The sequence below is a fragment of the Levilactobacillus suantsaiihabitans genome (assembly GCF_004745505.1).
GTDB lineage: Bacteria > Bacillota > Bacilli > Lactobacillales > Lactobacillaceae > Levilactobacillus > Levilactobacillus suantsaiihabitans.
Map to the genome: position 1 here is coordinate 35,658 of NZ_RKLX01000012.1, position 24,394 is coordinate 60,051.

The following is a 24,394-nucleotide window of genomic DNA, read 5'->3' on the forward strand; positions in this document are numbered from 1 at the left end:
TACTTACTGCTCTTAACTAACGCCTTAACAACACGATCATGTTTTCCGCTCTTGTTGACATACTTTGCTAATGTGTGCAAATTATAACGGATAATTCAACCTTTTCTGGCATTTCCATAAGTTTTCTTTGCCGCCCTTTTCTTCTTTGCATTAGACATCAGGATGTACATCTTGGCCTGCTTATTCTTGCCAATAATTGCAACTCCTTGAGGTTGGGACGACTTCTTTAATCCCTTAATCTTATAGTACTCCATTCTCTTTGTTTTTCCGTCTGCTAAAAATGCAAATCGCTTAAAAACAAATTGATGTCCCTTCTCAGCAATAACTCGACTACCATAATACTTTCTCCCCTTCGATGAAAGTCTTGCACGTGCATATCTCCCCTTATTTGCCCGCGGACGATACCACTTCTTCGTGATAACCTTGGTGTTAATCTTATGAGCCTTGTTCTTTCCAATATTAACCGTTGCGTGGACGGTCTTAACTCTGGAAGCATCTGCACCAACGGGGGCGATTAATACAAAAACCATTACCAATAAAATTATACGTAACCACATCTTCTTATTCATCTCGTCTACCCCTTAGAAATTCACCAACACCTGCAAAAAAGCTTACTAAAATTCCAAGTGAAGCCAGCATGGTCGTCTTATGACTTGTTTGTTCACTCGTTTGCGGTAGTGCTGTCCCCAATTTATTATTACTCCTTAAAGACACCCCACGCTTAGACCTTTTTGCCGAATCATTCCTCTGAACAACAGCCAACTCATTTTGAACACTATTCTTCAAATAAGTAACTGTTGCACTATGATGTACCAACCAATCGGCTTGCCTTTCTTCCGAAAGCAACACAAAACTAGAGTCAAGTTTTGTGCTTGGATTCAGATGATAGATAATCTTCCTCTGAACTTTTCCAGTACTATCAGTAGTTGTCACCTGGAGTTCGCCATTCTTTAAGCGTTGTAAGAATAGTTTCTCTAACACTTTGCCGCTATCTTTGGAACTAGCCTCAGGTTCATCATCATAGTCCTGTTCATGGTACTGACCATAGTTAAGTGATCTCAGCGACATAATTTGATGATGCCTGATTTTTCCTACCTCAGTACGAACTAAGACTCCGTCAGAAGTTAAATCCTGTACGTAAATTTTTCCATTCCCCGTCTTGTTAGTTATTACTAACTGACTAGTCAGAGCGCCATAAGCATTACCACTAAACGTCCAACATGTTTTTCCAACCTTAATGGTTACCACCCTGGAGAGAGAGAACTTGGCCTTATTGTAGACAGTTTTTCCCTTTGAACTTCGAATTATGATTCGAACATGCTTTGGATCTGTAACATCGTAGCTGGTCGTATATCCATTTGGCCATTTCTGTACGGCCTGACGATAATCCGTTTCACCATCAAAATAATTAGTCATCGAACTAAGACCCTTCACAGCACTTTTCATTGTCGTAAACTGTTCGACCCAGCCACCATCTGCACTAATAGTTGCCTTATCAGCCACAGGCAACGACTTACTATTCACATGAGCAATCGTGATCACTCCAGAATTTGATACGGATACACGAATCTTTTCACCAGTGTTACTGGTTACAGTGACAGACTTCCCTTTAGCTACCGTTGCTTGCTGCTGAAAAGTACTAATATCAGCATCGTCATCGAGTGTTCCCACTAAATACTTGCCACTTGGTTTAATGAGAACAGTAGTATTATTCTCATTAACATCTGGATGGATTTGCATGACTCCAATCAACTTATCTAAGCCATTAAAAACTGGGATTGTTTCTGAACCATCGTAGCTCAAATACGGCTGGTTCCAGGCCTGCTTATACCGCAACGTAATTGTCCGGTTCTGCGCATAGGTCCCCGTCAACAGTGACTTCGCCCCCGAATAGATCTCACTCCACTGCGGAACGTTCAACACGGATAACTGGTAAGGGTCGTTATACAGGCCCTGAATGGTCCGCTTCAGCCCCAGTTCTTGATCCAAGTCATTGTCATAGTTATCAATATCGCGAATCTTGATGGTAATCGTCTTCGCCTGGTAGTGGAAAATGATGGCCGCCGGATGATCCGTGTACGTGCCAGTGACGTGCTCCACCGACTTCAGGTCGTACCCGGTCAATGTGCGCTGCAAGTGATTGGCATCATACGAGGTGGCCAACCGTCCCGTTAGACTGGTGGCAGGCGAAATTTCTTTGCCCCGTTGATCCACGAATTTGACTGGAATGGTGACTGTCAGTGGCGCGTATTCATAGATGGCCGGTTGATTCTCATCGGTGAAGGTCCCGCTGGTGCGGACCTGGCCGACCAATCGGTAATTGTCAAGCGTGAGCGCACTGGTCGTATAGGGCGTCCCGTAGATCAGCCGCTGCCGCTGGTCGGGGGCAACTGACGTGGTGGTGCCTTGAATGTAGTAATGCGTCACTAAGTAATGCTTCTTATCGACCAACGTTGTGACCGCGTTGGTCGCCTGCGTCTCCCCATCAATCGTGGTTACCGCGTGAAAGTTCAGCTGCTGCACCTGATCCGTCTGGGGCACGCTCATGGTCAATTGCAAGGTGTACCGGTGACCGTAAAAGTCGCTGTTCTGCAGGGCATCCGCAGTGGCGGTCACTTTAAAGGCCGGCCCACTACTGGCGTTGGTGAAGAACTGGGTGACGTCATTGCCCAGTTCATCGACGACCTTAAAGCCCGTAATCGTCGCATTCGGTGGCAACGTACCCGTTAGGGCCACACTGCCATAGTAGAACTGCGCCCATTCGTCCGGAATGACCTGGTTCAGATTGTACGTGTAGGCCGATTCACCATCCTTGACGGTATCCCGTAAGACGGTCGTCTCATCACTGTCACTCACGGTCAAAGTGGGCGTGACCGTAGCCGTGGCCAATGGCTTTTGTGGAATATAGTTGACACCCCACGCCGTCATTTTAGTGGGAACAGAACCGTCTAAGCCATCGCTGTAGCGAAAGGTCAAGGCACTCTGATTCGTATAGGTAAACGTCAACATGGAATACTGACCATCAGACGGTGTATTCCCCGAGTCTGGCGACACCAGCGTCAAGTAGCCATTGTTTTCCGTATAGCGGAGCCAGTTGTCCGTCTGCCCACTCAGCGGGTCCGGCCCCTCGGGAATGTAGACGTTGTCAATGTTGGCCCACTGGCTATCCGTGATACTAACGGTTTGGTTGCCGTCGATATCGGTCAGAGTCAAAAGCCCCGTCACGTTTTCGGCAGCTCCGGAATCGCTGCGGACGAACTGATACGTCACATCACCCCAACCGGCTCCCCGAAAGTTGGAATAGATCATCGTGGTGTACGTTTCCACGTACGCAGGATCCGTTTCCGATAGCCGGCCCCAATCCGTATAGAGAATGTTCATGTCCAGGCTGTGGCCCGCGGCATCAAAGCCCACGTTCGTGTACTTAAACCCCACTGCGCCCTTGGTCGCCGTAGTCAAGTCTGCGGCAATCGTATGTTTCTTGGTCACAGGTTTCTCCGCTCCAATCACCGACACCGTCGTCGTGCCACTCCCGTTGAACTTCGGAATGAACGCGTACTTACCTGCCAACTTCTGAGTGCCATCGGGCGTCACCGCCTTGGGGTTCTTCGCAATGGGCGTCGCACTGGCATAATCGGTCTACGTGGTCGGATCGTTAGCCGAGGACTCCGTCGACTTTTCGCCAGTAGTGTGCGGAGCTGTGGCGTCGGTTGGTTCATCATTGTGCGTTGTGTCCTGTGCTTCATCGGTGTCCTGTTGGGGTGTCCTCGTCTCAGGCTGCTGGGTTTCAGGAACCGCATCCTACTTTGAATCGGCTGGTTGCTGGTCCGGATTGTCCGGTTGGGCTGGCGTTTTGGGCTGACTCACTGGCGTTGCGGTAGCCGGCTTATTTTTGCCCAAAACCACGCTGTTCGCTGGTTGAGCAGCTGCCTGTTGGGTAAGTGATGCCGCGTCTTGCGCCGGTGCGAGATCAGACTCATCACCCGTGGCAGCCTTGGCTGACGTCATTCCTAGACTAACGCTCAGTAAGACCGTTCCCGTTAGCAGTCCGTAGTTTAGCGACTTTGTACATTTTTTTTACGTGAAGACTATTCTGGTTATTTACCTTTGTTCTCCCGTTGCTCATCTGTTGAGCCCCCTACTAAAATAGTGTTTCGACCCCCTGGTAACCGACAATTGACTGATAGTTCACTGAATTTACTGACATAACCACCCTCACGGATTCGTCTGGATGGGGTCAATCAATATTGCTCTTTTATTCACATGAATTCATCCGTGACATCCCTTGATTCACGACTATCCCCGCACGCATCAGCCTGATCGCCAATTCTTTCTAAGCATCAGTATCCCAATAAAGTCGAATTATTACATTTCTTATATTGCGCCTCCCTTAAACTAATTGCAAGATAATATGACAAAAATATTTCAAAAGTTGACTGTTATATTGCTGGCTACTTTTATACCAATTTTTTTATCAGTTGGCACTCATGCCCCATATCTTTACAAACGAAATGCAATCGCGTTTGATAACCCTGTTTACGGATTCTTAAGAAAAAAATAGCCTTTTTCTCTAAGCGCAAAAAGTCCCTTCATTCAGCTAATCATGCCAAACAAAGGGACTCACAATTAATATTAATTTAATCCACAGAAGACTCCGAATGCGCGGCTAACTTGTGCGCGGCCACCGCATCGTCTGCTTCTTGGAATTCGCTGGCGTCTTCTTCTGCCAATGCAGATTCGCGCGCCTTGACCCGGTTCCCCATAAAGGTGATAACCGACCCAATTAAGATGATGACGATCCCGATGATGGTGTTGGTCAAGATCTTTTCGTGAATCAGCAGGGCCGCCATGATGGGTGCCAGCCCGGGCTTAATGAAGAAGACCAATGAGGCCGTCGACACGTCGGAGCGTTCCATGGCCAGGAAGTAAAAGGCGAACCCTCCACCAGTCACGCAGACCCCAATGAAGAACAGGATCCAGAAGTACTGGAGGCTAACGTTTTGCAAAATCGGCATGGCCGCAAATTGACGCGTCCAGCTGACCTGGCGCAACCCACCGGCTACGGCTGGCACGTGCGTCAGCAACATGATGGCCAACAACTCGGCTGATCCCGCCAAGAAGGTAAAGCAGGTCATGATGATGCCGTTGAAATGGTGCCGCACGGATCCCCACCGCGAGACGATACTGTACAGACCAAACGTTAACGCGGACCCAATCGCCAGCGCTAAGCCGACGGGATTGGTCAAATGCGCGGGATTAACGATAACCACTAACCCGATAATCGACACGATTACGGCGATCAAGTTAGCGCGACCCAGCCGTTCGTGCAAGATCAGATACGAGAAGATCAGCGCAAAGACGGGGTTGCAGCTGAACAGCACGGCCACCGTGGAGGCCTCGTCCACGCTGATGGCCAGCTGATACAAAGTCATGCTGACGATGACACAGACCAGCCCGGTCAACGCAAACAGCGCCCAATCGCGCCCGGTCAACCGGTGACTTTGCTTATGTAAGGCCCGCAAGGCAATTGGCAAGAGAATCAATCCCCCAATGAAGAAGCGAATCAGATTCAACTGGATGGGATTAAAGGCGTTGCCCGCGGACTTCAAAGCGATTTCCATAGAACTAAACATTAACGTTGAAAATACGATGTACAACAGTGTTTTTCTCAAAACGAAAAATTGTTCCTCCTTAAGGGTACTTTCAAATCAATCAGGCAACGTGCTGGACGATGACCATCAGGATCGGAATCACCACTAAACTTAGGAGGGTCGTTTCGGTTACCATGATGGCCGCGTAATCCGCATCGGCGCGGTACAATTTGGCCACGACGGGTGCGTTGGTCATAACGGGCATCGCTGCTTGTAAAATAAAGACTTGTTTCATTAATATTGGCATACTGGTGGGCAACACCAACAGCCCCATCAACACGGGCGCCACGATGAAGCGTCCCAGCAAGATGCCAAGGCTGTCGCGGTCCACGTGGATATTTTGCAATCCCGCCCCGGCAATGGCCGTCCCGATAAAAATCATCGACAGCGGAATCGTCAAGCCACCAATATATTGGAAGTCTTGCATGATCCACCCCGGCAATTGAATGTCGAGTAAGACCAAGATGACCCCCACGATGAAGCCCAACAGTGGCGGGGAGAAGATTTTTTTGAGCGTTTGCTTCAGGTCAAACTTGGCATTTCCCTGGCCGTCGCGCTGAATCAAGTACACGCCCAGCGTCCAGAAAAAGGTCGTGTTGGCCATGTAGTAGACCAGCACGAACGGCAAACTCTTCGGGCCAAACAGCGCCTCGTTGACCGGCAAGCCCACGAAGACGGTGTTCGAGTTCAGAAACATCGACTCAAACAGCCCGCGGTGCCCCGGCTTGATGCGAAACGCATGAAAGGCCACAATTGATAGACCAAACATGATCAGCATCGAGATCACCGGGAACCGGAGATCCGGCAACGTCCGTTTCAACGTCTCCGCCGAGAACTTCGCGGTGATGGTACTGATCATATAGGCCGGCAGCGCAATCTGCGTCACGAGGCGCGCAATTAACTTAGGTGCCTGGTCGTCAAACCAGCCCCGCCGCGATAACACGTAGCCGAGACCAATCATGACTAAAATGATTAAGACACCCGAAACACTTCGAATAAAGACAGCCATCTGCCGACCTCCCCACGAAACATTACCAAAAATTAGTTTTTCTTAAGCAACGCTTCTTATTATAGCACGTTCCTACCAGCCCCCATCTCCGCAACCGGTTACAAACAGCGGTGTTAGCCACTTTTACTTACCTTGACAACTTGTGAAAACCGCGTTTATTCGGTCTAGACAGCCCGACAATTGCGCCAAATTGTCCGGGGGAAACATTTACGAATGGCCATTTTTATGGTCTAATGAATTAATTGAGTCTACAGATAGAAATTCCAGGGGAATTAACCAATCTGTATCACTGGGGCCCCGCGAGCAAGTCGTGGTGCGGCCCCAATGCGAAAAGTGGTCAAGATTTTAATGAGGATGAGGAAATAATTATGCCAAATGATAATGAACCAAAACGGCAACATACACCTGAGGATTTCGAACAGGTCTACGATCGCCGCGCTGACCGTAACTCCCACTTCAAGACGCCTAAGGTCCACCCCCACCGGCCGGTCATGTGGACCATCGTCATCGCGCTACTGGTCTTATTGGGCGGTGGCTTGGCCTATGGGTATCAAGCGTGGAACTCAGCCAAGAAGACCTTTAGTCAAACCTACGAGGCCTCTAATGCCGCTAAGAGTCGTAATGTGGCGGCCGTCTTGAAGTCCAACAAGCCCTTCTCGATTCTGTTGATGGGCACGGATACCGGAGCGCTCGGCCGTTCCGATGTCGGTCGGACCGATACCATGATGGTTGCGACCATCAATCCCACGCGCGAAACGGCCTACCTGACCAGTATTCCTCGAGATACACGGGTCACGGTCGGTTCTGGGGTCAACGCCTCGATCCAAAAGATCAACGCCGCCTACACGATTGGCGGACCCAAGACTGCGGTCAAGACGGTGGAGAATTTGCTAGACGTGCCGATTGACTTCTACGCCATCGTGAACATGGGAGGCCTCGAAAAGATGGTCAACGCGGTTGGCGGCGTCGACGTGAAGCCTACGCTGACGTTCCAATACGGTGCGGCCAACGTCGTCAAGGGCAAGAAGACCCACTTAAACGGCAAGCAAGCCCTCGACTATTCCCGGATGCGTCACGAAGATCCGCTGGGTGACTACGGTCGGCAAAAACGCCAACGAGAAGTCTTACAGAAGTTGGTCGTCAAGGCGGCTGGCCTGTCGTCCATCACCCGTTACCAAACGATTCTGAAATCGTTAAACGGTAACCTGAAGACCGATCTGACCTTCGATGACCTGATGCAGATTCGCGCCAAGTACGGCGACGCTTCTCACCACATCAAGTCTGAAACCCTCCAGGGACAAGACGCCATGATCGACGGCCTCTCCTACCAGGTGCCAACCACGACCGAACTAAAACGCGTCTCGAATCACATTCGCAAGACGCTGGACTTGGCCAATACCAAGAAATTCACCACGGATGCCGACACCAGCACTACGGATACCGGCTACACAACCGACACCACCACTGGTAACAGCGGCTACGGGTATTAAACAAACATTGAACTTGGCGTCACTCACGAAATCGTGGGTGGCGCTTTTTTACAACACCAGTTGGCACTATTGTTGTCATGCGACTCATGGCCTTAGGGTTAGTTGTTGACCGTTTCATAGTAGAAGCTGGCCGCCTACCGTTCACCAAATATGGGTTGGAACGCTGGGGACGGGTCGAGTCCAAGAGCGGTCTCAAAGTGGCCCCATGGCCGAAACGTGCGCCAACAGGTAACCGCCTGTTGGCCCACTCTCCCCTGCCAGTTGAAAACTCTACTTGCTTTTTTCTGGCAGATACAGTAAAGTTGGCGAAGCTACTCGGGCTTAAAGTTAACCGTGACCCCTGACTTATCAATCGTTAACCAACTCACACTTTCCGGGATGCGCTCATTTTGTCCGTCCCGGCTGACCGTGATAATCACGAAAGAGTTCGTGGTCCGCACGGACGATGGGCAACTGAATTAACTTATTTTTCAACCCACTTATTCGGTGATAACCAGCGCCCCGAACCGTTTTCCGGGCTACGCCGTTATCACACTGAACGATATATGGCGTTGTACTTTTTTAGAATTGCGGTAAAATGAACTTAAACTTACGAGTAGAGAGGCAAAAGGAGTGGATCGGTTATGTATCGTTTCTTTGTTCAACCACAAATCAATCAAGATGACCACCGCGTCTTTGGCTACGAAGTTCTGTTGCGCAAGCAGGAAGACGATAATTGGATCCTCCCCCGCCACTTCACGGATATTTCCGTAGCCGATCAGGCGAAGTTGCTTGAGGAGACGGCCGCGTCATTGAAGACCGCCGTGAATAATCAGGTACTCGCGTTTAATCTCAATAATCAACAATTACGGCATCCCCTAACGTTGGGAACAATCATCGCGCTCAAAAAGCGCATCGCCCCCGCCGCATTGACCATCGAGCTAACGGAGGCGCCCACGCTGGAGGAAATGAAGCAGTTCAGCCTGGCCGTCCATCAATACGGCATCGGCCTGGTCCTCGACGATGTCGGTACTGGGTCCAACACCTACCAAAACGTGCGGGACCTGTTGCCATTCGTCGATGAGATCAAATTCGCCATGCAAAACCTGCGGATGAGCGGCGAGGGGGATCTGATTCCTGCCAGCTTAGCCTTCTGGGCGCAGATTGCACGCGAATATCGGCTCCGCTTGATTTTAGAAGGCGTCGAAAACGCTGACGATCAGGCCTTGGCCAAGCAATACGGCATCACGTTACATCAAGGCTATTTATACGGTAAACCAAGTTTAGTTTAACCATACTGGACGTCCTTGCTAGTTTCTTAGCGAGGTAGCGCCCAGTTTTTTTAGCCAGATTGGCCTAACTGTTATATTTTAATGTAATCATAGATGCATAGCGTTAACATGTATTTAAAGAAGGTATCACCCGATACCTAGATGGGAAGGCGTTTAGCAATGACCTGGTCTCAATGGTTTGTCACCCCTGCAGTTACCAGCTTGTTTTTTCTGCTGGGCGTATTGACCCTCTATTGGTTTTTAACCAACCAAATTATTCGCTTCTATAAAAAACGGGGCAAGCACCCCGATGCCGTGAAAATCCGCACCAACGTGGGCGTCATCTACATGGTGCTCCTCAACGTGGGCGTCCAGCTGGCGGTCAACGGCACAGCTCACAGCTGGGTCTTTATTAATTTTCAAATATTTGCGATCGTCTTCGTCAGTTATTTCCTCAAGCTGAACATTCGGCTCTGGGAGCTGGTGGCCGCCGTGTTCCTGTTCATGGGCATCAACGGCACCTTCACCTACTTCCTATCTTGGCTCTACGCCATCGTGCTGGTCGGCCTGTTCTACGTGATGAGCATCGTCCGCGAACACCGGCACCATAGCTGGGTGGACTACCTGGACTACACGCTAGCCTCGCTGGTCGGTTCAATGATCTTGTGGGGCGTGATTGGCAAACGCCTGAGCCTCTCCACGCCATTAGTGTTGTGGGAAATTCTCTTCAGCTTCTTCATTCTAACGATCATGTACATTTACGTGGACTCGTTGATGAGCGGCGCGGCCACCCTGGCACAACTGACCTACACCACCAACTACGACGAACTGACGAAGGTGAAAAACTATTTTTCCTTTAAAAATGACTTCAATGAACTGTTTCAACGTAGTAAAATTACCGGCCACCCGTTAACGCTGATGCTGTTTGACATCGACCATTTCAAACACGTCAACGACACCTACGGCCACTTGACCGGCGACTATGTGCTCAGCCACACGGCGGCGCTGATCAGCCAGCACTTACAAGAAATCGACCCGCACCTCCATCTCTACCGCACGGGGGGCGAGGAATTTACGATTCTCTTCCAGGATTACACCACAGACCAAGCCAGGGCCCACGTCCAAGCTATTGCGGACGGCATCCGGGCGGCTGATTTCCAGCACAACGGCCAACACATCCACGTCAGCATTTCCGTGGGCGTCACCCAACTACAAACGGCCGACCAGGGCCAACTGGACGTCTACCGGCGCGCGGATCAAAACCTGTATTTCTCGAAGCGCAACGGTCGTGACCAGGTGACGTTTGGCTAGCACCCCTCGCTAAGACGTACAAACAGTTTCATGCAAACAAGTGACCAACTAGCAAAAAGCGCTTGTCTCCCGCTCAATGGCGGTGGGACAAGCGTTTTTTATTATAAAATGAAAGTTGAAAGCCAGAAATCAGCTGGAACTACTGTTATCATGCACTTCATGACGTCAAAAATAGTCGATTTCAGCCTCACAATGCGAACTGGCCGCCTACCGTTCGCCAAATATGGGTTGAAACGCTGGGGCGGACGGGTCGAGAAACACGTCTATATCTGCCACATAGCCGAAACGTGCGCCAACAGGCAACTGGTTCCGCTTAACACTGCTAGGCAAATAATCCAAGACCGGGATTATCCGCCTAGCACCGTTAATGCTCGCCAGTTAACCGCCTGTCGTCACACTCTAGAACAGGCCCCACCCTAGCCTGACGCAGGCGTATGGTCTCGCCAATTTTAGGTGTCAGAACACCGTCCCTAACGCAAGATTCCCAGACTGTAGCCAGCTAAGCCCAGGATAAAGAGCCCCAGCAATAGCCACAGCGGCTTGACGTGACGCCGCAACAGCCAGACACACCCTAGCGTCAGGAGTAAGGGAATCAGTCCCGGCAACAGTTGATCCATCAGCGATTGCAGTGACAAGGCGGCGTGGTGGTTAGTGGCCACGATGGGGGCTAATTTGACTCGCGTCCACCGCGGAATGATGGCCCCCATCACGAACATCCCCACAATGGAGGCACCCAAGGTCAGCTTTTGCAAGACGCCACTGCTGAGCGCCGTCACCACCTTTAGTCCCTGGCGGTAGCCCCACCGTTGTGCGCCCCAGCGAAAGGCCAGTCGCGCCAGGTTCCAACCGATAAAGAAGACCAGTGGCCCGACGATGCCAAAGCCGCTCAACGCCAAGCTAGCGGCAAACGCGCTCAGAATCGGCCGCCAAGTCCCCCACCAAATGGGGTCAGCCACGCCCGCCAGCGAGCCCATCATGCCGATCTTGACGGCACTGATGTCGGCTGAGGAGACGGGTTTACCGTTGGCGCGGTCCTCTTCCAGCGACAAGGTGACCCCGGTGATCAGTGACTGCATGTACGGCATGGTATTGAACAGCTCCAAATGCCGGGCGGCTGCCTGTCCCGCTTCCGTTTTGTCCGGGTACAGTCGGCGAATCGCCGGAATCATTAGGTAACAGAAGCCCAAATTTTGTAGCCGCGGATAATTCCAGGCGGCCTGCTCCCACCCCGACCGGCCGAAGACCCACAGCTGATCGGTCAGCGTCAATTGTCGTGGTGTCTCATTTTTCTCTGTCATCAACGCATCCTCCTAAAGATCATCTAATTCCCGGTCCAGGTCATCTTCGGCCGCTGGCGGCGTGGGCCCATTACCCGATTGCGACTCATGTGGTGCCTGTAAGCGCAGGTACAAAATAGCCAGAGCCACGCCAATCAATCCCAGCGCCACCAGGCTGAGGTGACTGTCGGTCCCCAGCGCAAAGCCAATGCAGAAAAACGGCCACAGTTGGCGCGTCGCCATCATGTTGATGACGATGGCAAAGCTAACGATGACCAACAAGCCAGCCGCCACGTGCAGACCCCCGCGAATCGTTGCCGGTAACACGTGAAAGCTCAAGCGGATCCACGCCGCCGGTAACGCCATCAAGAGCGCCGTGGGAATCATGACTCGCAATCCCTGCAGGACCACGCTGCCCCGGTGTAACCACTCGATTTTATGTAGATTACCCGCCGCGGCCGCCACGTCGGCTTGGGCCACTAACGGAATGATTAGATGCCGTAGCCCGCGCGTCAGGCCCTGGCCAATCAACGCCAACGGGATGGCTAAAATCACGCCAGCTGCCACCGGCAAGTGCGCCGGGCCACTGACCCACCAGGCTGCCACAACGGCCGCCAACGCCGGGTCAGGCGCCACCGCCGCCCCGATATTCATCCACCCTAACGTCACGAGTTGTAGGGAGGCGCCCAGGGCGATACCACTCACGAGGTTGCCCGTCGCTAGGCCGACCAAGGTACAAGCGACGATGGGTTGGTGAAATTCCCACTCATCGACGACCCCCTCAATTCCCGCCAAGAAGGCGATCAGTAAAATTCCCCAGATGCTCATCCGTTGTTGACTTCCTTTCCATCAATAGATCTCACCGCAAAAACACCCCGCTCAGGTGGGGGTGACCACCGAGTGAGGTGTTACGACAAACCCTTTTTAGCTGCTAACTTCAAAAACGCCTGTTTGCGATCCGTGGGTACCGTCTGCGTGTAAACGGCGACGCCCGCTGCCTCGAGTCGCTGGGCCGCGGCCACGTCGGCGGCATCAGCGGCCACGCTCGGCGTGAGCATGACCTTGCCAGCGGTGTACGCCAGGTTACCAATGTTGACGCCCGTAGCGGCTAAATCAACGCCCTGGGCGGCCAAATCGGCCATTTCGGCGACCGTTTCCGTTAAGATAATCGGTTGAAACCCATCGAAACGGGCATCTTGATAAATCTGCGCCATCTTGGCTAACGTAATCACATTGGCCTTGGCCTCGGCCGGCGCCGCTTGCGTGATCAAGACCTTGCGTAACTGGTCTTGAGCCACGGCGTCCGAGACGACTAAGATGCGATTGGGTTGGACCGTTTTCGTCCACACCGTGGCAATCTGGCCGTGCAACAACCGGTTGTCGACCCGGGCCAATTTAATTGTCATCGTCATAGTAAGTCATCATCTCCCGTATCCGTGCGCAAATCCAGGTGCCGAATCCCGCCCTGAGCGGCGCGTTCCAAGTGAGGAATCACGTCGGTCAAGGTTTGGTTTTGAATCGACAAGGCCTCGATCAGCATCGGCAGATTCAACCCCGCCACCAGGCCATACCGGTCGGGGTGTTGGGCCACGACCCGGCTGGCGGCGTTAAATGGTGAACCGCCCCACAGGTCGACTAAAAACAACAACTCGTCGACGGGTTGCATGTCGTCGATGGCCGCTTGGTAATGGTTCGCCAGGTCCTCGACACTTTCATCGGCTGCTAAGGTTACAGCCATCACTTTAGCTGTTTTACCGAAAATCATTTCGGCGCTCTGTAAAATACCACGGGCAAAATCACCGTGGCTCGTGACGATTATGGCGAGCATTCTGCCACCCCTTCATCAATTCCGCTAATTTTAAAACTCTAAATTGCGTCTGCATTTAATATAGCATAAAAAACCGTTTCCAGCTAGCTCCCCGTAAAAGCCAACCGCCTTACAATAAGTCCAGCATGGCGGCGGGCGTGATGAAGCTGACGTCCGGCTTGAAATCCGTCGGCGTCCGGCCATTCCAGGCTGCGAAACCAAAGGTCACGTGCGCCGCAGCGGAAGCGTCCGCATCGTAGACCGTATCCCCTACGTAAACCGTGTTTTCGGGGGTCGCGCCCAAACGTTGCATCGCCAGTAAGATGCCATCTGGTGCAGGCTTGCCGTGGGCAATGTCTTCGGCCACGACGGCTTGACTAAAGTAACTGTCGAGCCCCGCACTGACCACGTCCCGATCGTATTCGTAGCGTTGTTTAGACGTCATGATGGCTAAACCGGCGCCGGCTGCCCGTAAGTCGGCCAGGGCCTGTTTGACCCCAGCATAGACCGCCACGGTGCCGCGATAGTCCTGCGTCCGTGGCCCCCATTCGGCCAAAATGTCATCCACATCGGCCAACTTCAAGCGAATCAAGGCATCACGACTGGGAATCCCAAACGTTTTCGCCAATTCGGCGTATTCCCGGTCAATGCCGCGGTCATGCAAGACCGCTTGGAGAGACTTCATGTACATGGCTTCGGTGTCTAAGAGGGTCCCATCAATATCAAAAATAAAGTTTTTCATTTAAGCTGGTCTCCTTAGTTTTTTAACAATTTCCAAGAAAAAAGGTGCGGCCATCGCTGACCACACCCTAGTTTATCATGCTTTTGTAGCGGACTCTAATTTTGGAGACGCTGAAACCGATTTAATCGTCGTCATTTCTTCGGGAACTGACGCCAGTGCTTCGGGATCTTCACCAGCGGCCACTTCTTCGGCACGCTGTAAGTTCCGTAATTGCTTGACGGCCCGAATCCAGGATGGCACCAGGATGGCACAGGAGCCCAACCAGGCCAACGGTTCAGCCGAAACGGCTCCGGCATAACCCAAAGCTTCGACCATGAACAAGGCCGCAAAGACCCGCATGGTCAACTCACCGACCCCCGCCAAGGTTGGCAATACCCGCCGGCCCAGGCCTTGAAGCGTGTTCCGAATGATAAACAGGACACTTAACAAAAGGTAGGTGCTACCGATGATGTTGAAGTAGGTCTGCGACAACTGAATGACGTGTTCGTCGGCGGTCCCAATGATCAGCGTGACGATAGGCTTACCGAAGAGGATCACCAAGCCACCGGCAAAGACGGCAAAGCTTCCAGACAACCACAGCGTCTTCTTAACACCTTCCATGATCCGGCCGTACTTGCCAGCCCCAAAGTTTTGGGCGGCAAACGTCGCCATGGTCACCCCAAATGAAGACATCGGCAGTGAACACAGTTGATCGACCTTGGAGGCCGCCGTCGAAGCGGCCACCGAATCTGTGCCCAGGGAGTTCAAAGCGGCCTGCATGACCATCGTCCCAATCGCGATGATGGACAGTTGAAAGCCCATTGGCATCCCCGTGGAGAAGTGTTGCCACAACTCGTCAAAGCCAAATTTGAAGTCTTCGCGGGAGATGTGCAGTAATGGAATAGAGCGGGCAATGTAGCCCACGCACAGCAAGGAAGCCACGACTTGAGAAATCACTGTTGCCCAGCCGGCACCAGCCACGCCCATGTGGAAGACTAAAATGAATAATAATTCTAAAATTACGTTCACGACGGTCCCAATCACCAGGAAGATCAGTGGTGTCCGGGAATCTCCGAGCGCCCGAATGATGTTGGACAACAGGTTAAAGGCCATGGACGCAAAGATCCCAGCAAAAATGGTACTGATGAAGATCCGCGCATTGGCAAAGATCGACGCCGGCGTTTGCATCAATTTCAAGATAGGGTCGACGAAGGTCAAGGATAAGACCGTCAACACAATCGTCATTAAAATAGAAATGATGATGCTCGCGGCAAAGGACCGCCGCACACCCTTGTAGTCTCGTGCCCCGAATCGGGTAGCGGTAATGATGGCCAGCCCGGCCGTCAAGCCTTGGGCGAAGCCAATAATTAAGAAATTAATGGAACCGGTCGCACCAACGGCCGCCAGCGCCTTCACGCCAAGGGTTTGCCCCACGACCACGGTATCAGAGACGTTATATAATTGCTGGAACAAGTTACCAATCAATAATGGAATCGTGAAAAAGAAAATAAGTTTGAGGGAATTACCCTTGGTTAAGTCGCTCATGCGCCGACCTCCTTCAGAATTTTTGGTCAATCAAAATGACACAAGACAACTACTATAACGCGTTGACACGCGCTTGTCACCAAATTTGTTTGGCAATTTAACAAGTTGTCAATTTAATTTCCAATCTTACGCTTCTCTTAAGGTTTTTTGAAGCCCCATTTTCGATGAAAACGATTGCGTGGCGAAAATGTTATCTGTTTGTCATGTTTGGGGGGCAATGGATGTGGGAACCGGCCTTCATCATCCTCCGTCAGCTCACGATTCTGCCCTGCAGGGGATGTACAAGTCCCCACCCTTTGCGGTATTCTAGTAGTCAGGGGAAATTATAAAGACACGTTTACATTCGGAGGAGTTAACTTGAAAAAGACTTGTATCACGACACTCATTGCTACTTCACTGGCGTTAACCACGCTGAGCGCTTGCGGTAATCACAAAAATACGGCATCTTCAGCCAGCTCGAAAGCGACTAGCAGTCTGGTTGCCAAGAAGCACAAAACCTCATCGCAGAAACCGGCCCAGCATCACCAACACCAAGCCGCCCAGTCCCATTCAACGACTAAAGCTCAGTCGGCGGCGACGAAGACTTCCTCGACGGATCACCGAACCGCGCGTACGGTGACGCCAGCAGCACCCAAACAGACGCCGCGGCACCGACACACGACTGCCGCTTCGCACAGCAGCACTTACACGCAGTCGTCGCGGGCCCCACAGTCCAGCAGTCACGCGCAGTCATCCGTGAACACGGACCCCAATACGCTGACCGGGTTCATCAATCAGTATGGGATGTCACCCGTCGCCTACAAGATTGACCACGGCATGTCGGAAAAGGCGGCCCTCGCGTCCACTCCCAATTCCATGAAATCATCTGGCGAAATCCAGCGGCAGCACGAATTGGGCATCAAATAAGCCGACTGTGACCTCAACAATCAGTAGTAGCCAATAATCAGCTTAAGAAGACATGCCTCAGTTGACAGTCATCGCCACCATGCGCTGACCAAATACTGAAGTCATTAAAAGCTGTTTATTCATTAGGGGGTTGTTGTTGTGAAAACAACAAAATTAGTTTCTGGTATCATCATGATTGTCTTGGCCGTCTTCATCTTCTTTCAATCTATGGCGGTCGGCGTCGGGGACGCACTTGCAGGTGGCAAACACGTGTCAGGAACCGCTGGCATGTTTGTCGCCATCCTATACTTAGCTTCCGGTATTGTTTACTTAGCAACTCGGAAAGCGGAGAAAATGGGCGGTGATATCGCCACACTCGTGATGATGCTCATTGCTTGGTTGATTGGATTATCCGACGTTGGCTTCTACTCAGACCTGATGATCTGGGCATGGCTGGCGTTGATTATCGGTGTCGGTTTCTTCGGCCGGCACCTCAGCGCCAATCACAAAGCCAAGCACGTTGAGCACCAGGCTTAGTTCACCCACAGAGTCCATGAAAAAATGGTGTTGATGGCAAAATCCATCAACACCATTTTTGTATCAATTACCATTCGAATAAATTCAGCGGTTTATCGCTTACGTGTCTGGCGACACAGTCGTCTAACGTTATAAGTGACTCCTAAAAAAGCACTCACTAGGAATGTGCTTTAGCTTAATCATTATCTATGAATGCTCAATGATCTTTGAAATATCTGAAATTTTGACGTCGAAAATCGGGAAATCACTCTGGTGCGGATTCTCCTCAAGCGTTACCCACTTTGGATAAATGTCTACAACGGTTCCAGTTCTCCCGTCAGTAGTTTGAACCACATCAAACATATTTACTTCACCATGATTCATGATTTACCACCTCGTATCTTCTTGTCCAAATCCAGATTTACATAGAGTGTAGTGAGCCTAGTTACATCCCTCAGAACTGGCTTCGTTTTCCCATTTCTCCCCGTAATCATAACATTAACTTCATACCGATAACCACCATGACCTGCCACAATCTCTAGCAAGAATCGTCCTCGCACGGGTTGAATTTGGGTCGCAATTTGGGTAGGTAAAAGAATGAAACATTGAAAGGAAAAGAGCCCCGACGAACGTAATGCCGATTTGACAACCATCCTACTAGTTATCAACATCATGCAGGGCATTGCAGTAATCGCCGAAGCTCTCATTCCACACAAGTAACATGGTAAGGGTTGAAAGACCCTTACTTGTTGTACCCAGATTATAACACGGAGGCTTCAATATGAGTAAGAAAATAACTAAATTGCTTTATGTAGCTATCATTGTCAGTTCATTATCTCTAATTCTCAGTCTTCTCCGCCTGTTCAAATTACTGTGAAGTGATAGAAATGGCAGAACATATCAATCTAAACAATCCCGAAATCATGACTTCTAAAGACGTTGCCTTACGTTGGGGTATGGCTCCCGACTATGTACGACAAGTTTTGCGGAGCAATCCAAGCCGGTTTCCAGAAGGAACTGTGCGCGTATTTGCACGCCAAATATTGGTTACCCGTGAAGGAATGGAAGCCGTAACTGGTCATAAGGAGATTGTTCCTAATGACTAGCGTCGCCAATTATTAATCTGCTGATTTTAAATGCTTCATAAACTGGGGTATACTAACAACAAGGATGGTAGGAACATAATTGGGAGGTAATTCAATTGAAAACAATCGGAATTAAGGGAGCTACCCTACTCATGCTACTGGGTGCTGTCGCTGGAAGTCTAGCTGTCACCAACGCCAGCGCTATGAGCAAAAGCGCAAAGCAATATTTAACGTCGGCCAAGAAAGCAGATCAAAAGTCGTCCAAAACTAGCAAGAAAATAGATAAGGCGTTTGACAAGGTAGGTATGAGAAACCTTTCTGCTTTAATGGCGGATGGCAGCAATGGTGTTGTTCCAGGCAGTCCTGAAACCAATATTTTCTATACGACAAAGAAAGTTTCTCTCTCAAACGGAACCAGCAAAAAGGTAACGCTTGGAAAGGGTTCGGTTGTTTCTGGCACGGTTTACCAAAAGGGAACATTTACTGTCAGTTCTTTAAACTTGAGCAAGAAGAATCAGAAGAAAGTATTTAAAGGGTTGAGTACTAAGTATCCTGGAAGTGGTCTTTCGACCGTCAACGGCACACCATTAACTAAGTACACCAAAAATACCGCATTCGCCCACAATGGCGTTCGCAACCTTCCCGACTTACAGCAGAAGGGCTTACAATCATATTTCGATACGGACAAAGCAAATAATCCATTTATCACAGTTACATCAGACAACTACTTGAACTACTACACTACCAGCTACAAGAAGGGAAATACTGCGAATTACAGTAAGATTTCTCAATCTGTTAAAATCAAAAAGTTCACACGTGGCTCTTCTAACTACACCTATTATCTAGCCAAGCCGTTAAAAGGTTTTGGCACTAAGAAAGTCAAAGTAGGTAAGAAGACACTCTATAAGTTAAAGATGTCACTGGGCCATGTATTTATGGCGGCTGATAACTTTAACCATGACGCTGATACCTTTAGAATTACTGTTAATGTTGGCAATAAACAATTCTATGTAACCCTAGGTGATGTCGCAGAATCATATGCATACGCATTGCAAGGACACAATTATGGTTCGTTTAGCACAAGTGAAGCAAAATCTTATATTGAAAGTTTGCAGTAATAAAAAAAGCGGAACAAGCTGCCTTTTGGCGCACGTTTCAGCTATATAAAGGTGACGCGAACGGGCCTGGGAGGTTTTATCCCAGGCCCGTTTTTGTATCAATTACCATTCGAATAAATTCGGCGGCTTGTCGCTCACGTGTCTGGCGACACAGTCGTCTAACGTTATAAGTGACTCCTAAAAGAAAGGAATGACTTCATAATCGGGGAAAGTATCAAACTTTGCCATGTCGTAAAGTTTTTTATTCAAATGTCCACGATAATTTTTCGGGTAGTCATCAATAATGTCGTCTAAAAATTTCAAGCCATGATGTAACCGGCTATACAGTACTTGGCCTTTTTTCCATCCTCAGCCTGGTACAGATAATTTACAACATCCCCATCGTCAGATTGCAGCCAAAGTCTAATCATGAAGTCGTCCCTCCTGTCTCAATTCTTCGCCGTAATTATACAACTTATTAATTTCATTATGTGCTTTTTCATACAGCGAATTTATTTTGCTAGAATATCCGTTTCCAGTAATCAATTAAAATCTTCCAAATTAAACAAAAAAGCCTCAACCAAAATGGTCAAGACTTTCTGTAAACCTCTGATGCGGCCAAGAAGATTCGAACTTCCACCCGGATTACCCGGACAAGATCCTTAATCTTGCGCGTCTGCCAATTCCGCCATGGCCGCATTAACTCACAAGAAATAGTATACCAAATGATTTCGCACCTGACAATATTTTTTGCAAGTTAATTCAAAAAAGTTTTCTTTATGCATCGGTGAGGACGGTCGCGCCGTCCGGATCGAGGTCGATGATGCGCAGACTGCCGGCCAAGTCGCGCTTTTCCAACTTGGCTCGCAATAAGGTCAACTGCGCCGCCGTGCCAAAGGTGACCACGGTTGGACCGGCCCCACTCAGATACGTACCGACGATGCCCAGTTCGTGGGCCGCATCGCGAATTTGATTCAATTCAGGGACCAGCTGGGAACGGGCTTGCTCATGGAATTCGTCCCGTTCGATCATCTGGGAGGCCAACTCCCAATCTTTGGTCAACAGTGCGGCCACCAACACGTTGGCCACGCTGCTGGCGTGGACCGCCGTTGCCAATGGCAAATCCTTCGGCAAGGCCTCACGACTCTTACGGGCCAGTAACTTTTGCCCAGGGATGAAGACCAAGACCCGCAGATCTGGCAGCGGTAACTTGATGGCCTTGGCCGTGTCGCCATCGGTGGTAGCAACGGCGGCCTGCCCCATCAAGGCGGGGGCCACGTTGTCCACAGCGCCGCCTAATTTGACCGCCCAGTTCAGCTGCTCGGGGATGGTCATGTCCATGTTGCCCAATTCGTTGGCAATCTTGATACCGGCAATGATGGCGCTGGTCGAACTCCCCAGGCCGCGAGATACCGGAATATCCGACATGACCGTCAGCTGGTGCGCTGGCAACTCAGGGTTGACCTGCAGGGCCGTTTGGACCATCAGGTTGTGCTCATCGCGAGGAATCTCCGTCCCCAGCGCATGGTTGACCCGCCACTGTTCCGTTTTTTCCTCAATGATGACCGTTAAGTACAAGTGTAATGCCGCCCCAATCGAATCAATGCCGGGGCCTAAGTTCGCCGCCGTGGCGGGAACCCGAATAATTGTTTTACCCATCCTATCAACCTCCTAAGCTTGCGGCCGCGTCACGGCGACCACCGTTTTTTGCCATTGTAAATGCCCGTGACACCGACCGCAGACCATCTTGGTGACGTCGATGCGTCGTGCCCGGTAGTATTTCTGCTGGCAGCGCGTGCAAACGTACAACTGCCATTGCCGCGGCCGTGGTCGCGCGTTCGGTGGCGCCGGGGCAAAGCGTAAACCGCCCACCTGCCGCAACAGCTGCTTAAAGGCCGCCGTGCGGTGCTGGCCCGATTGTCCGGCCAGATTCAAATGATAGTGGCACAGCTCGTGTTTGATGACGCCCACCAACACGGCGCGGTCGTGTTCCGTAATCATTTTCGGATTGATTTCCAAATTATGATCGCCCAACCGGTAACGGCCACCCGTCGTTCGCAAGCGGGCATTGAACATCGCGTGGTGGCGGAACGGTTTGCCAAAACTCTCTAGGGAAATGCGCTCGACCAGCCGCTGTAATTCTTGATTAGTCATGTTGTTCAGCTCGCATCGTTAATTGGATTCGGTGACGATTCTCGTCGACGCTTAAGACCCAGACCGTGACGACGTCGCCAATCGTGACGACCGTGCTGGGGTCACTGACGTAGTGGTCGGCCAGTTGTGAAATGTGGACCAGGCCGTCTTGTTTCACGCCGATGTCCACGAAGGCGCCAAAATCGACCACGTTGCGGACGGTCCCTTGCAGCTCCATCCCCGGCTTCAAATCAGCCATGGTTAACACGTCTTGGCGCAACAACGGTGCCGGCATACTGTCACGTAAATCACGCCCCGGCTTGCTCAGCCCGGCAATGATGTCGCTTAACGTTGCCACGCCCACGCCCAGCTGGTCGGCCAACTTGGCCTGGTTCAACTGCGCCAACTGTTGCTGAAGCTTGGGCGTCCCAATCTGCCCATCCGGCGCCAGTTGCGTCAACAGTTGATGAGCCGCCGCATAACTTTCTGGATGAATATCCGTGTTGTCCAGCGGTTCGCGGCCACCAATGATCCGCAGGAAGCCCACGGCCTGTTGGTAGGCTTTGGGTCCCAGGCGTGGCACCTTTTTCAACTCCTGCCGGGCAGCAAATGCCCCGTTTTCGTTGCGGTAAGCCACGATATTTTTCGCCGTCGTGGCCGTCAACCCAGAAATGTGCGTCAACAGCTCCGGACTGGCCGTATTGACGTTGACGCCGACCTGGTTGACCGCCGTTTCCACGACCCGGTCCAGTTGCGCATCCAACGCCTTTTCGGGGACGTCGTGTTGGTACTGACCCACGCCCACAGCCTTCGGGTCGATCTTGATCAGCTCGGCCAACGGGTCTTGGAGCCGGCGCCCGATGCTAACGGCCGACCGTTCCTCGACGTGGAAGTCCGCAAACTCCGCACGAGCATTGGCGCTGGCGGAATAGACCGACGCCCCAGCCTCATTGACCAGCACGTAGTACACCGGATGGTCCAGCGTCTTCAAGATCGTGCTGACAAATTCTTCGGATTCCCGGCTAGCGGTCCCGTTGCCAATGGCGATCATTTCGACGTGATACTTTTCCAATAATTGCTTGAATGCTGGCCCCGCGGCGGCGCGGTCCTTGGCATTGGCTGGCTTGTGCGGATAGATGACTTGCTTAGCCAAGAAGCGGCCGTTGGGGTCCATGATGGCCAACTTGCAGCCAGTCCGGTACGCTGGGTCAAAGCCCATGACGACCTTGCCCTTCAACGGTGCCTGCATCAACAGGTGATACAGGTTATTGCCGAACACCTGAATGGCGTGGTCGTCGGCTTTTTCGGTCAATTGGCGCCGCAACTCCCGTTCGATGGCGGGCCCCAAGAAGCGTTTGTACGCATCCGCAAAGGCCGCCGTCACCTTGGCCACGGCCGGTCCCTGATGCTGGCCGACCAGGCGGAAATGCCCATATTGCAAAATGGACGCTGGGTCAACGCTGATGCCGACCGTCAAAATCTTCTCGCGCTCGCCCCGGTTAATGGCCAGCACCCGGTACGGTGGCAATTGCTTCAACGGCTGACTGAAGTCGTAGTAGGTCGCGTAGACCTGTTGCTCATCGTCGTCGGCCGCCCCGCGTTTCAGCTTGCTGGTCAACTCCCCGTGCTGCCAAGTGAACTGGCGAATCCATTCCCGAAAGGCCGCCTGTTCGCTGAAGGTTTCCGCCAAGATTTCGTGAACCCCCGCCCAAACTGCCGGGAGGTCCGGTAAGTCCTTGGTCGGATCAACGAACTGTTGGGCCTTCGCGTCTAAGCCACTCGCCGGAAAGGTCAAGAGCCACTCCGTCAACGGGGTCAAGCCCGCTTCTCGTGCCACAGTTGCCTTGGTACGGCGCTTTTGTTTGTACGGTAAATACAGGTCCTCGACTTGTTGAATGACAGTCGCCCGCGCAAAATTTTGCCGCAACGCCGGGGTCAATTTTCCCTGTTCGTCAATAATCTTCAAGACCTCTTGGCGCCGTTGGTTCAGCTTCATCAGCCGCCGCGCCTCATCCTCGATGTCGCGGATGGCGACTTCGTCTAGCGACCCCGTCCGCTCCTTACGGTACCGCGCAATGAACGGCACCGTGTTACCTTCGTCTAGTAGGGACAACACGGCCTGAATCTGTTGCACCCGGTACTGACTTAACTGTTGTTGCACCGGCTTAGCCAGCTCGCTGAGTGCCGTTTCTGTTTGTTTCGTTGCCATGCAACCCCTCCGTTACTTTTTTCGATATACCTGCATTATACCATGCCGGCGGGGCGCTTCGCCCGTCAGCGCCCAGACAAAAAGGTCACCCCACAAGTTGTGAAGCGACCCCGTTATTGTTTGGCTTAGTGACTCCTGGTGAAAACAATTGTTGGCAACCGTATGTTGCTGGCTGGCCGCCTGCCGTTGCGCCGTACCAGTTGCCTGCGGCTGCCAGGGGTTCCACCTGCTATGGGGGACACCTCCAGCCCAGGCACGGGCTTCCGGTTCGCTTGAAAGCCTGGCTAAGCCCGCCAGTCTCCCAAGTCGCCCCACGCTGTAGGCTGAGACAAAACCTCAGCCAACACCGTCGACACAGCTGGTTCCACCCCTGGCCTCCTCCGGCACGATAGCGATAGCCATTGGACT

22 protein-coding genes and 1 tRNA gene are annotated in these 24,394 nt (G+C 51.5%); 7 read left to right on the forward strand and 16 right to left on the reverse strand.

Going from position 1 to position 24,394, the window contains the following annotated elements:
- Positions 1–95 precede the first annotated feature (95 nt).
- The 5 genes from EGT51_RS08210 to EGT51_RS08230 form a co-directional block, all read right to left on the reverse strand.
- Entirely contained in the window at positions 96–569 is a 474-nt protein-coding gene (locus tag EGT51_RS08210) for a hypothetical protein (protein WP_135368232.1), read from the reverse strand.
- A complete protein-coding gene (locus EGT51_RS08215; RefSeq protein ID WP_135368233.1) occupies positions 562–3,594 on the reverse strand; it encodes a MucBP domain-containing protein in 3,033 nt (1,010 codons plus the stop codon). The genes EGT51_RS08210 and EGT51_RS08215 overlap by 8 nt, the downstream gene beginning before the upstream one ends.
- 207 nt (positions 3,595–3,801) lie before the next feature.
- The gene (locus EGT51_RS08220; protein WP_135368234.1) at positions 3,802–4,008 is read right to left on the reverse strand and encodes a hypothetical protein; all 207 of its coding nucleotides are present in this window, start codon (positions 4,006–4,008) and stop codon (positions 3,802–3,804) included.
- Between the two features lie 629 nt (positions 4,009–4,637).
- Positions 4,638–5,672, reverse strand: a complete 1,035-nt coding sequence (locus EGT51_RS08225) for a DMT family transporter (RefSeq protein ID WP_135368235.1) — start codon at positions 5,670–5,672, stop codon at positions 4,638–4,640.
- 40 nt (positions 5,673–5,712) lie between these two features.
- Positions 5,713–6,660: an AEC family transporter gene (locus EGT51_RS08230; RefSeq protein ID WP_135368236.1), complete on the reverse strand. Its 948-nt coding sequence runs from the start codon at positions 6,658–6,660 to the stop codon at positions 5,713–5,715.
- A gap of 368 nt (positions 6,661–7,028) precedes the next feature.
- Here EGT51_RS08230 and EGT51_RS08235 point away from each other — a divergent pair, with 368 nt between their 5' ends.
- The 3 genes from EGT51_RS08235 to EGT51_RS08245 all read left to right on the forward strand — a co-directional run bounded on the left by EGT51_RS08235 (position 7,029) and on the right by EGT51_RS08245 (position 10,711).
- The gene (locus EGT51_RS08235; protein ID WP_135368237.1) at positions 7,029–8,150 is read left to right on the forward strand and encodes an LCP family protein; all 1,122 of its coding nucleotides are present in this window, start codon (positions 7,029–7,031) and stop codon (positions 8,148–8,150) included.
- 623 nt (positions 8,151–8,773) lie between these two features.
- Positions 8,774–9,421: an EAL domain-containing protein gene (locus EGT51_RS08240; RefSeq protein ID WP_135368238.1), complete on the forward strand. Its 648-nt coding sequence runs from the start codon at positions 8,774–8,776 to the stop codon at positions 9,419–9,421.
- 159 nt (positions 9,422–9,580) lie between these two features.
- Positions 9,581–10,711, forward strand: coding sequence for a GGDEF domain-containing protein (locus tag EGT51_RS08245; protein WP_135368239.1), 1,131 nt, complete (start codon positions 9,581–9,583; stop codon positions 10,709–10,711).
- 470 nt (positions 10,712–11,181) lie between these two features.
- Here the strand turns inward: EGT51_RS08245 and EGT51_RS08250 are convergent, their stop codons facing one another.
- From EGT51_RS08250 to EGT51_RS08275, 6 genes are all read right to left on the reverse strand, one after another.
- Complete coding sequence (locus tag EGT51_RS08250; RefSeq protein WP_135368240.1) at positions 11,182–12,009, reverse strand: PTS system mannose/fructose/sorbose family transporter subunit IID; 828 nt, start codon at positions 12,007–12,009, stop codon at positions 11,182–11,184.
- 12 nt (positions 12,010–12,021) lie between these two features.
- A complete protein-coding gene (locus tag EGT51_RS08255) occupies positions 12,022–12,816 on the reverse strand; it encodes a mannose/fructose/sorbose family PTS transporter subunit IIC (RefSeq protein WP_135368241.1) in 795 nt (264 codons plus the stop codon).
- A gap of 80 nt (positions 12,817–12,896) precedes the next feature.
- The gene (locus EGT51_RS08260; RefSeq protein ID WP_135368242.1) at positions 12,897–13,400 is read right to left on the reverse strand and encodes a PTS system mannose/fructose/N-acetylgalactosamine-transporter subunit IIB; all 504 of its coding nucleotides are present in this window, start codon (positions 13,398–13,400) and stop codon (positions 12,897–12,899) included.
- The gene (locus tag EGT51_RS08265; RefSeq protein WP_135368243.1) at positions 13,397–13,816 is read right to left on the reverse strand and encodes a PTS sugar transporter subunit IIA; all 420 of its coding nucleotides are present in this window, start codon (positions 13,814–13,816) and stop codon (positions 13,397–13,399) included. Before EGT51_RS08265 ends, EGT51_RS08260 begins: the two co-directional genes overlap by 4 nt.
- Positions 13,817–13,925: 109 nt before the next feature.
- Complete coding sequence (locus EGT51_RS08270) at positions 13,926–14,537, reverse strand: HAD family hydrolase (protein ID WP_135368244.1); 612 nt, start codon at positions 14,535–14,537, stop codon at positions 13,926–13,928.
- Between the two features lie 75 nt (positions 14,538–14,612).
- Complete coding sequence (locus EGT51_RS08275) at positions 14,613–16,061, reverse strand: MATE family efflux transporter (RefSeq protein ID WP_135368245.1); 1,449 nt, start codon at positions 16,059–16,061, stop codon at positions 14,613–14,615.
- A 357-nt stretch (positions 16,062–16,418) separates the two neighbouring features.
- Here EGT51_RS08275 and EGT51_RS08280 point away from each other — a divergent pair, with 357 nt between their 5' ends.
- Complete coding sequence (locus EGT51_RS08280) at positions 16,419–16,967, forward strand: hypothetical protein (protein WP_135368246.1); 549 nt, start codon at positions 16,419–16,421, stop codon at positions 16,965–16,967.
- 138 nt (positions 16,968–17,105) lie between these two features.
- Positions 17,106–17,483 (forward strand): hypothetical protein, encoded by a 378-nt coding sequence (locus EGT51_RS08285; RefSeq protein WP_135368247.1) that lies wholly within the window; start codon positions 17,106–17,108, stop codon positions 17,481–17,483.
- A 186-nt stretch (positions 17,484–17,669) separates the two neighbouring features.
- Here the strand turns inward: EGT51_RS08285 and EGT51_RS12960 are convergent, their stop codons facing one another.
- Positions 17,670–17,846 carry a hypothetical protein gene (locus EGT51_RS12960; RefSeq protein WP_167850174.1) on the reverse strand — a complete coding sequence of 59 codons (177 nt, stop codon included), beginning with the start codon at positions 17,844–17,846 and terminating at the stop codon, positions 17,670–17,672.
- A 503-nt stretch (positions 17,847–18,349) separates the two neighbouring features.
- On the opposite strand from EGT51_RS12960, the gene EGT51_RS08290 reads away from it, so the two are divergent.
- Both EGT51_RS08290 and EGT51_RS08295 read left to right on the forward strand, forming a co-directional pair.
- Positions 18,350–18,568, forward strand: coding sequence for a helix-turn-helix domain-containing protein (locus tag EGT51_RS08290; protein WP_135368248.1), 219 nt, complete (start codon positions 18,350–18,352; stop codon positions 18,566–18,568).
- A gap of 95 nt (positions 18,569–18,663) precedes the next feature.
- Positions 18,664–19,665: a hypothetical protein gene (locus EGT51_RS08295; RefSeq protein ID WP_135368249.1), complete on the forward strand. Its 1,002-nt coding sequence runs from the start codon at positions 18,664–18,666 to the stop codon at positions 19,663–19,665.
- A gap of 592 nt (positions 19,666–20,257) precedes the next feature.
- Here the strand turns inward: EGT51_RS08295 and EGT51_RS08300 are convergent.
- From EGT51_RS08300 to EGT51_RS08315, 4 genes are all read right to left on the reverse strand, one after another.
- Positions 20,258–20,342: transfer RNA gene (locus EGT51_RS08300), tRNA-Leu, on the reverse strand.
- A gap of 79 nt (positions 20,343–20,421) precedes the next feature.
- Positions 20,422–21,303 (reverse strand): homoserine kinase, encoded by an 882-nt coding sequence (gene thrB, locus EGT51_RS08305; RefSeq protein WP_135368250.1) that lies wholly within the window; start codon positions 21,301–21,303, stop codon positions 20,422–20,424.
- Positions 21,304–21,315: 12 nt separating this feature from the next.
- Complete coding sequence (locus EGT51_RS08310) at positions 21,316–21,798, reverse strand: SprT family protein (protein WP_135368251.1); 483 nt, start codon at positions 21,796–21,798, stop codon at positions 21,316–21,318.
- Complete coding sequence (locus EGT51_RS08315) at positions 21,791–23,986, reverse strand: Tex family protein (protein WP_135368252.1); 2,196 nt, start codon at positions 23,984–23,986, stop codon at positions 21,791–21,793. The genes EGT51_RS08310 and EGT51_RS08315 overlap by 8 nt, the downstream gene beginning before the upstream one ends.
- Positions 23,987–24,394: the final 408 nt, after the last annotated feature.

What these genes read in the sequence shown, in the direction of transcription:
- EGT51_RS08210 (WP_135368232.1), bottom strand. Translation starts at nt 569, where the DNA reads ATGAATAAGAAGATGTGGTTACGTATAATTTTATTGGTAATGGTTTTT.
- EGT51_RS08220 (WP_135368234.1), bottom strand. Translation starts at nt 4,008, where the DNA reads ATGACGTCAGCCAAGGCTGCCACGGGTGATGAGTCTGATCTCGCACCG.
- EGT51_RS08230 (WP_135368236.1), bottom strand. Translation starts at nt 6,660, where the DNA reads ATGGCTGTCTTTATTCGAAGTGTTTCGGGTGTCTTAATCATTTTAGTC.
- EGT51_RS08235 (WP_135368237.1), top strand. Translation starts at nt 7,029, where the DNA reads ATGCCAAATGATAATGAACCAAAACGGCAACATACACCTGAGGATTTC.
- EGT51_RS08240 (WP_135368238.1), top strand. Translation starts at nt 8,774, where the DNA reads ATGTATCGTTTCTTTGTTCAACCACAAATCAATCAAGATGACCACCGC.
- EGT51_RS08245 (WP_135368239.1), top strand. Translation starts at nt 9,581, where the DNA reads ATGACCTGGTCTCAATGGTTTGTCACCCCTGCAGTTACCAGCTTGTTT.
- EGT51_RS08250 (WP_135368240.1), bottom strand. Translation starts at nt 12,009, where the DNA reads ATGACAGAGAAAAATGAGACACCACGACAATTGACGCTGACCGATCAG.
- EGT51_RS08255 (WP_135368241.1), bottom strand. Translation starts at nt 12,816, where the DNA reads ATGAGCATCTGGGGAATTTTACTGATCGCCTTCTTGGCGGGAATTGAG.
- EGT51_RS08260 (WP_135368242.1), bottom strand. Translation starts at nt 13,400, where the DNA reads ATGACGATGACAATTAAATTGGCCCGGGTCGACAACCGGTTGTTGCAC.
- EGT51_RS08265 (WP_135368243.1), bottom strand. Translation starts at nt 13,816, where the DNA reads ATGCTCGCCATAATCGTCACGAGCCACGGTGATTTTGCCCGTGGTATT.
- EGT51_RS08270 (WP_135368244.1), bottom strand. Translation starts at nt 14,537, where the DNA reads ATGAAAAACTTTATTTTTGATATTGATGGGACCCTCTTAGACACCGAA.
- EGT51_RS08275 (WP_135368245.1), bottom strand. Translation starts at nt 16,061, where the DNA reads ATGAGCGACTTAACCAAGGGTAATTCCCTCAAACTTATTTTCTTTTTC.
- EGT51_RS12960 (WP_167850174.1), bottom strand. Translation starts at nt 17,846, where the DNA reads ATGAATCATGGTGAAGTAAATATGTTTGATGTGGTTCAAACTACTGAC.
- EGT51_RS08290 (WP_135368248.1), top strand. Translation starts at nt 18,350, where the DNA reads ATGGCAGAACATATCAATCTAAACAATCCCGAAATCATGACTTCTAAA.
- thrB (WP_135368250.1), bottom strand. Translation starts at nt 21,303, where the DNA reads ATGGGTAAAACAATTATTCGGGTTCCCGCCACGGCGGCGAACTTAGGC.
- EGT51_RS08310 (WP_135368251.1), bottom strand. Translation starts at nt 21,798, where the DNA reads ATGACTAATCAAGAATTACAGCGGCTGGTCGAGCGCATTTCCCTAGAG.
- EGT51_RS08315 (WP_135368252.1), bottom strand. Translation starts at nt 23,986, where the DNA reads ATGGCAACGAAACAAACAGAAACGGCACTCAGCGAGCTGGCTAAGCCG.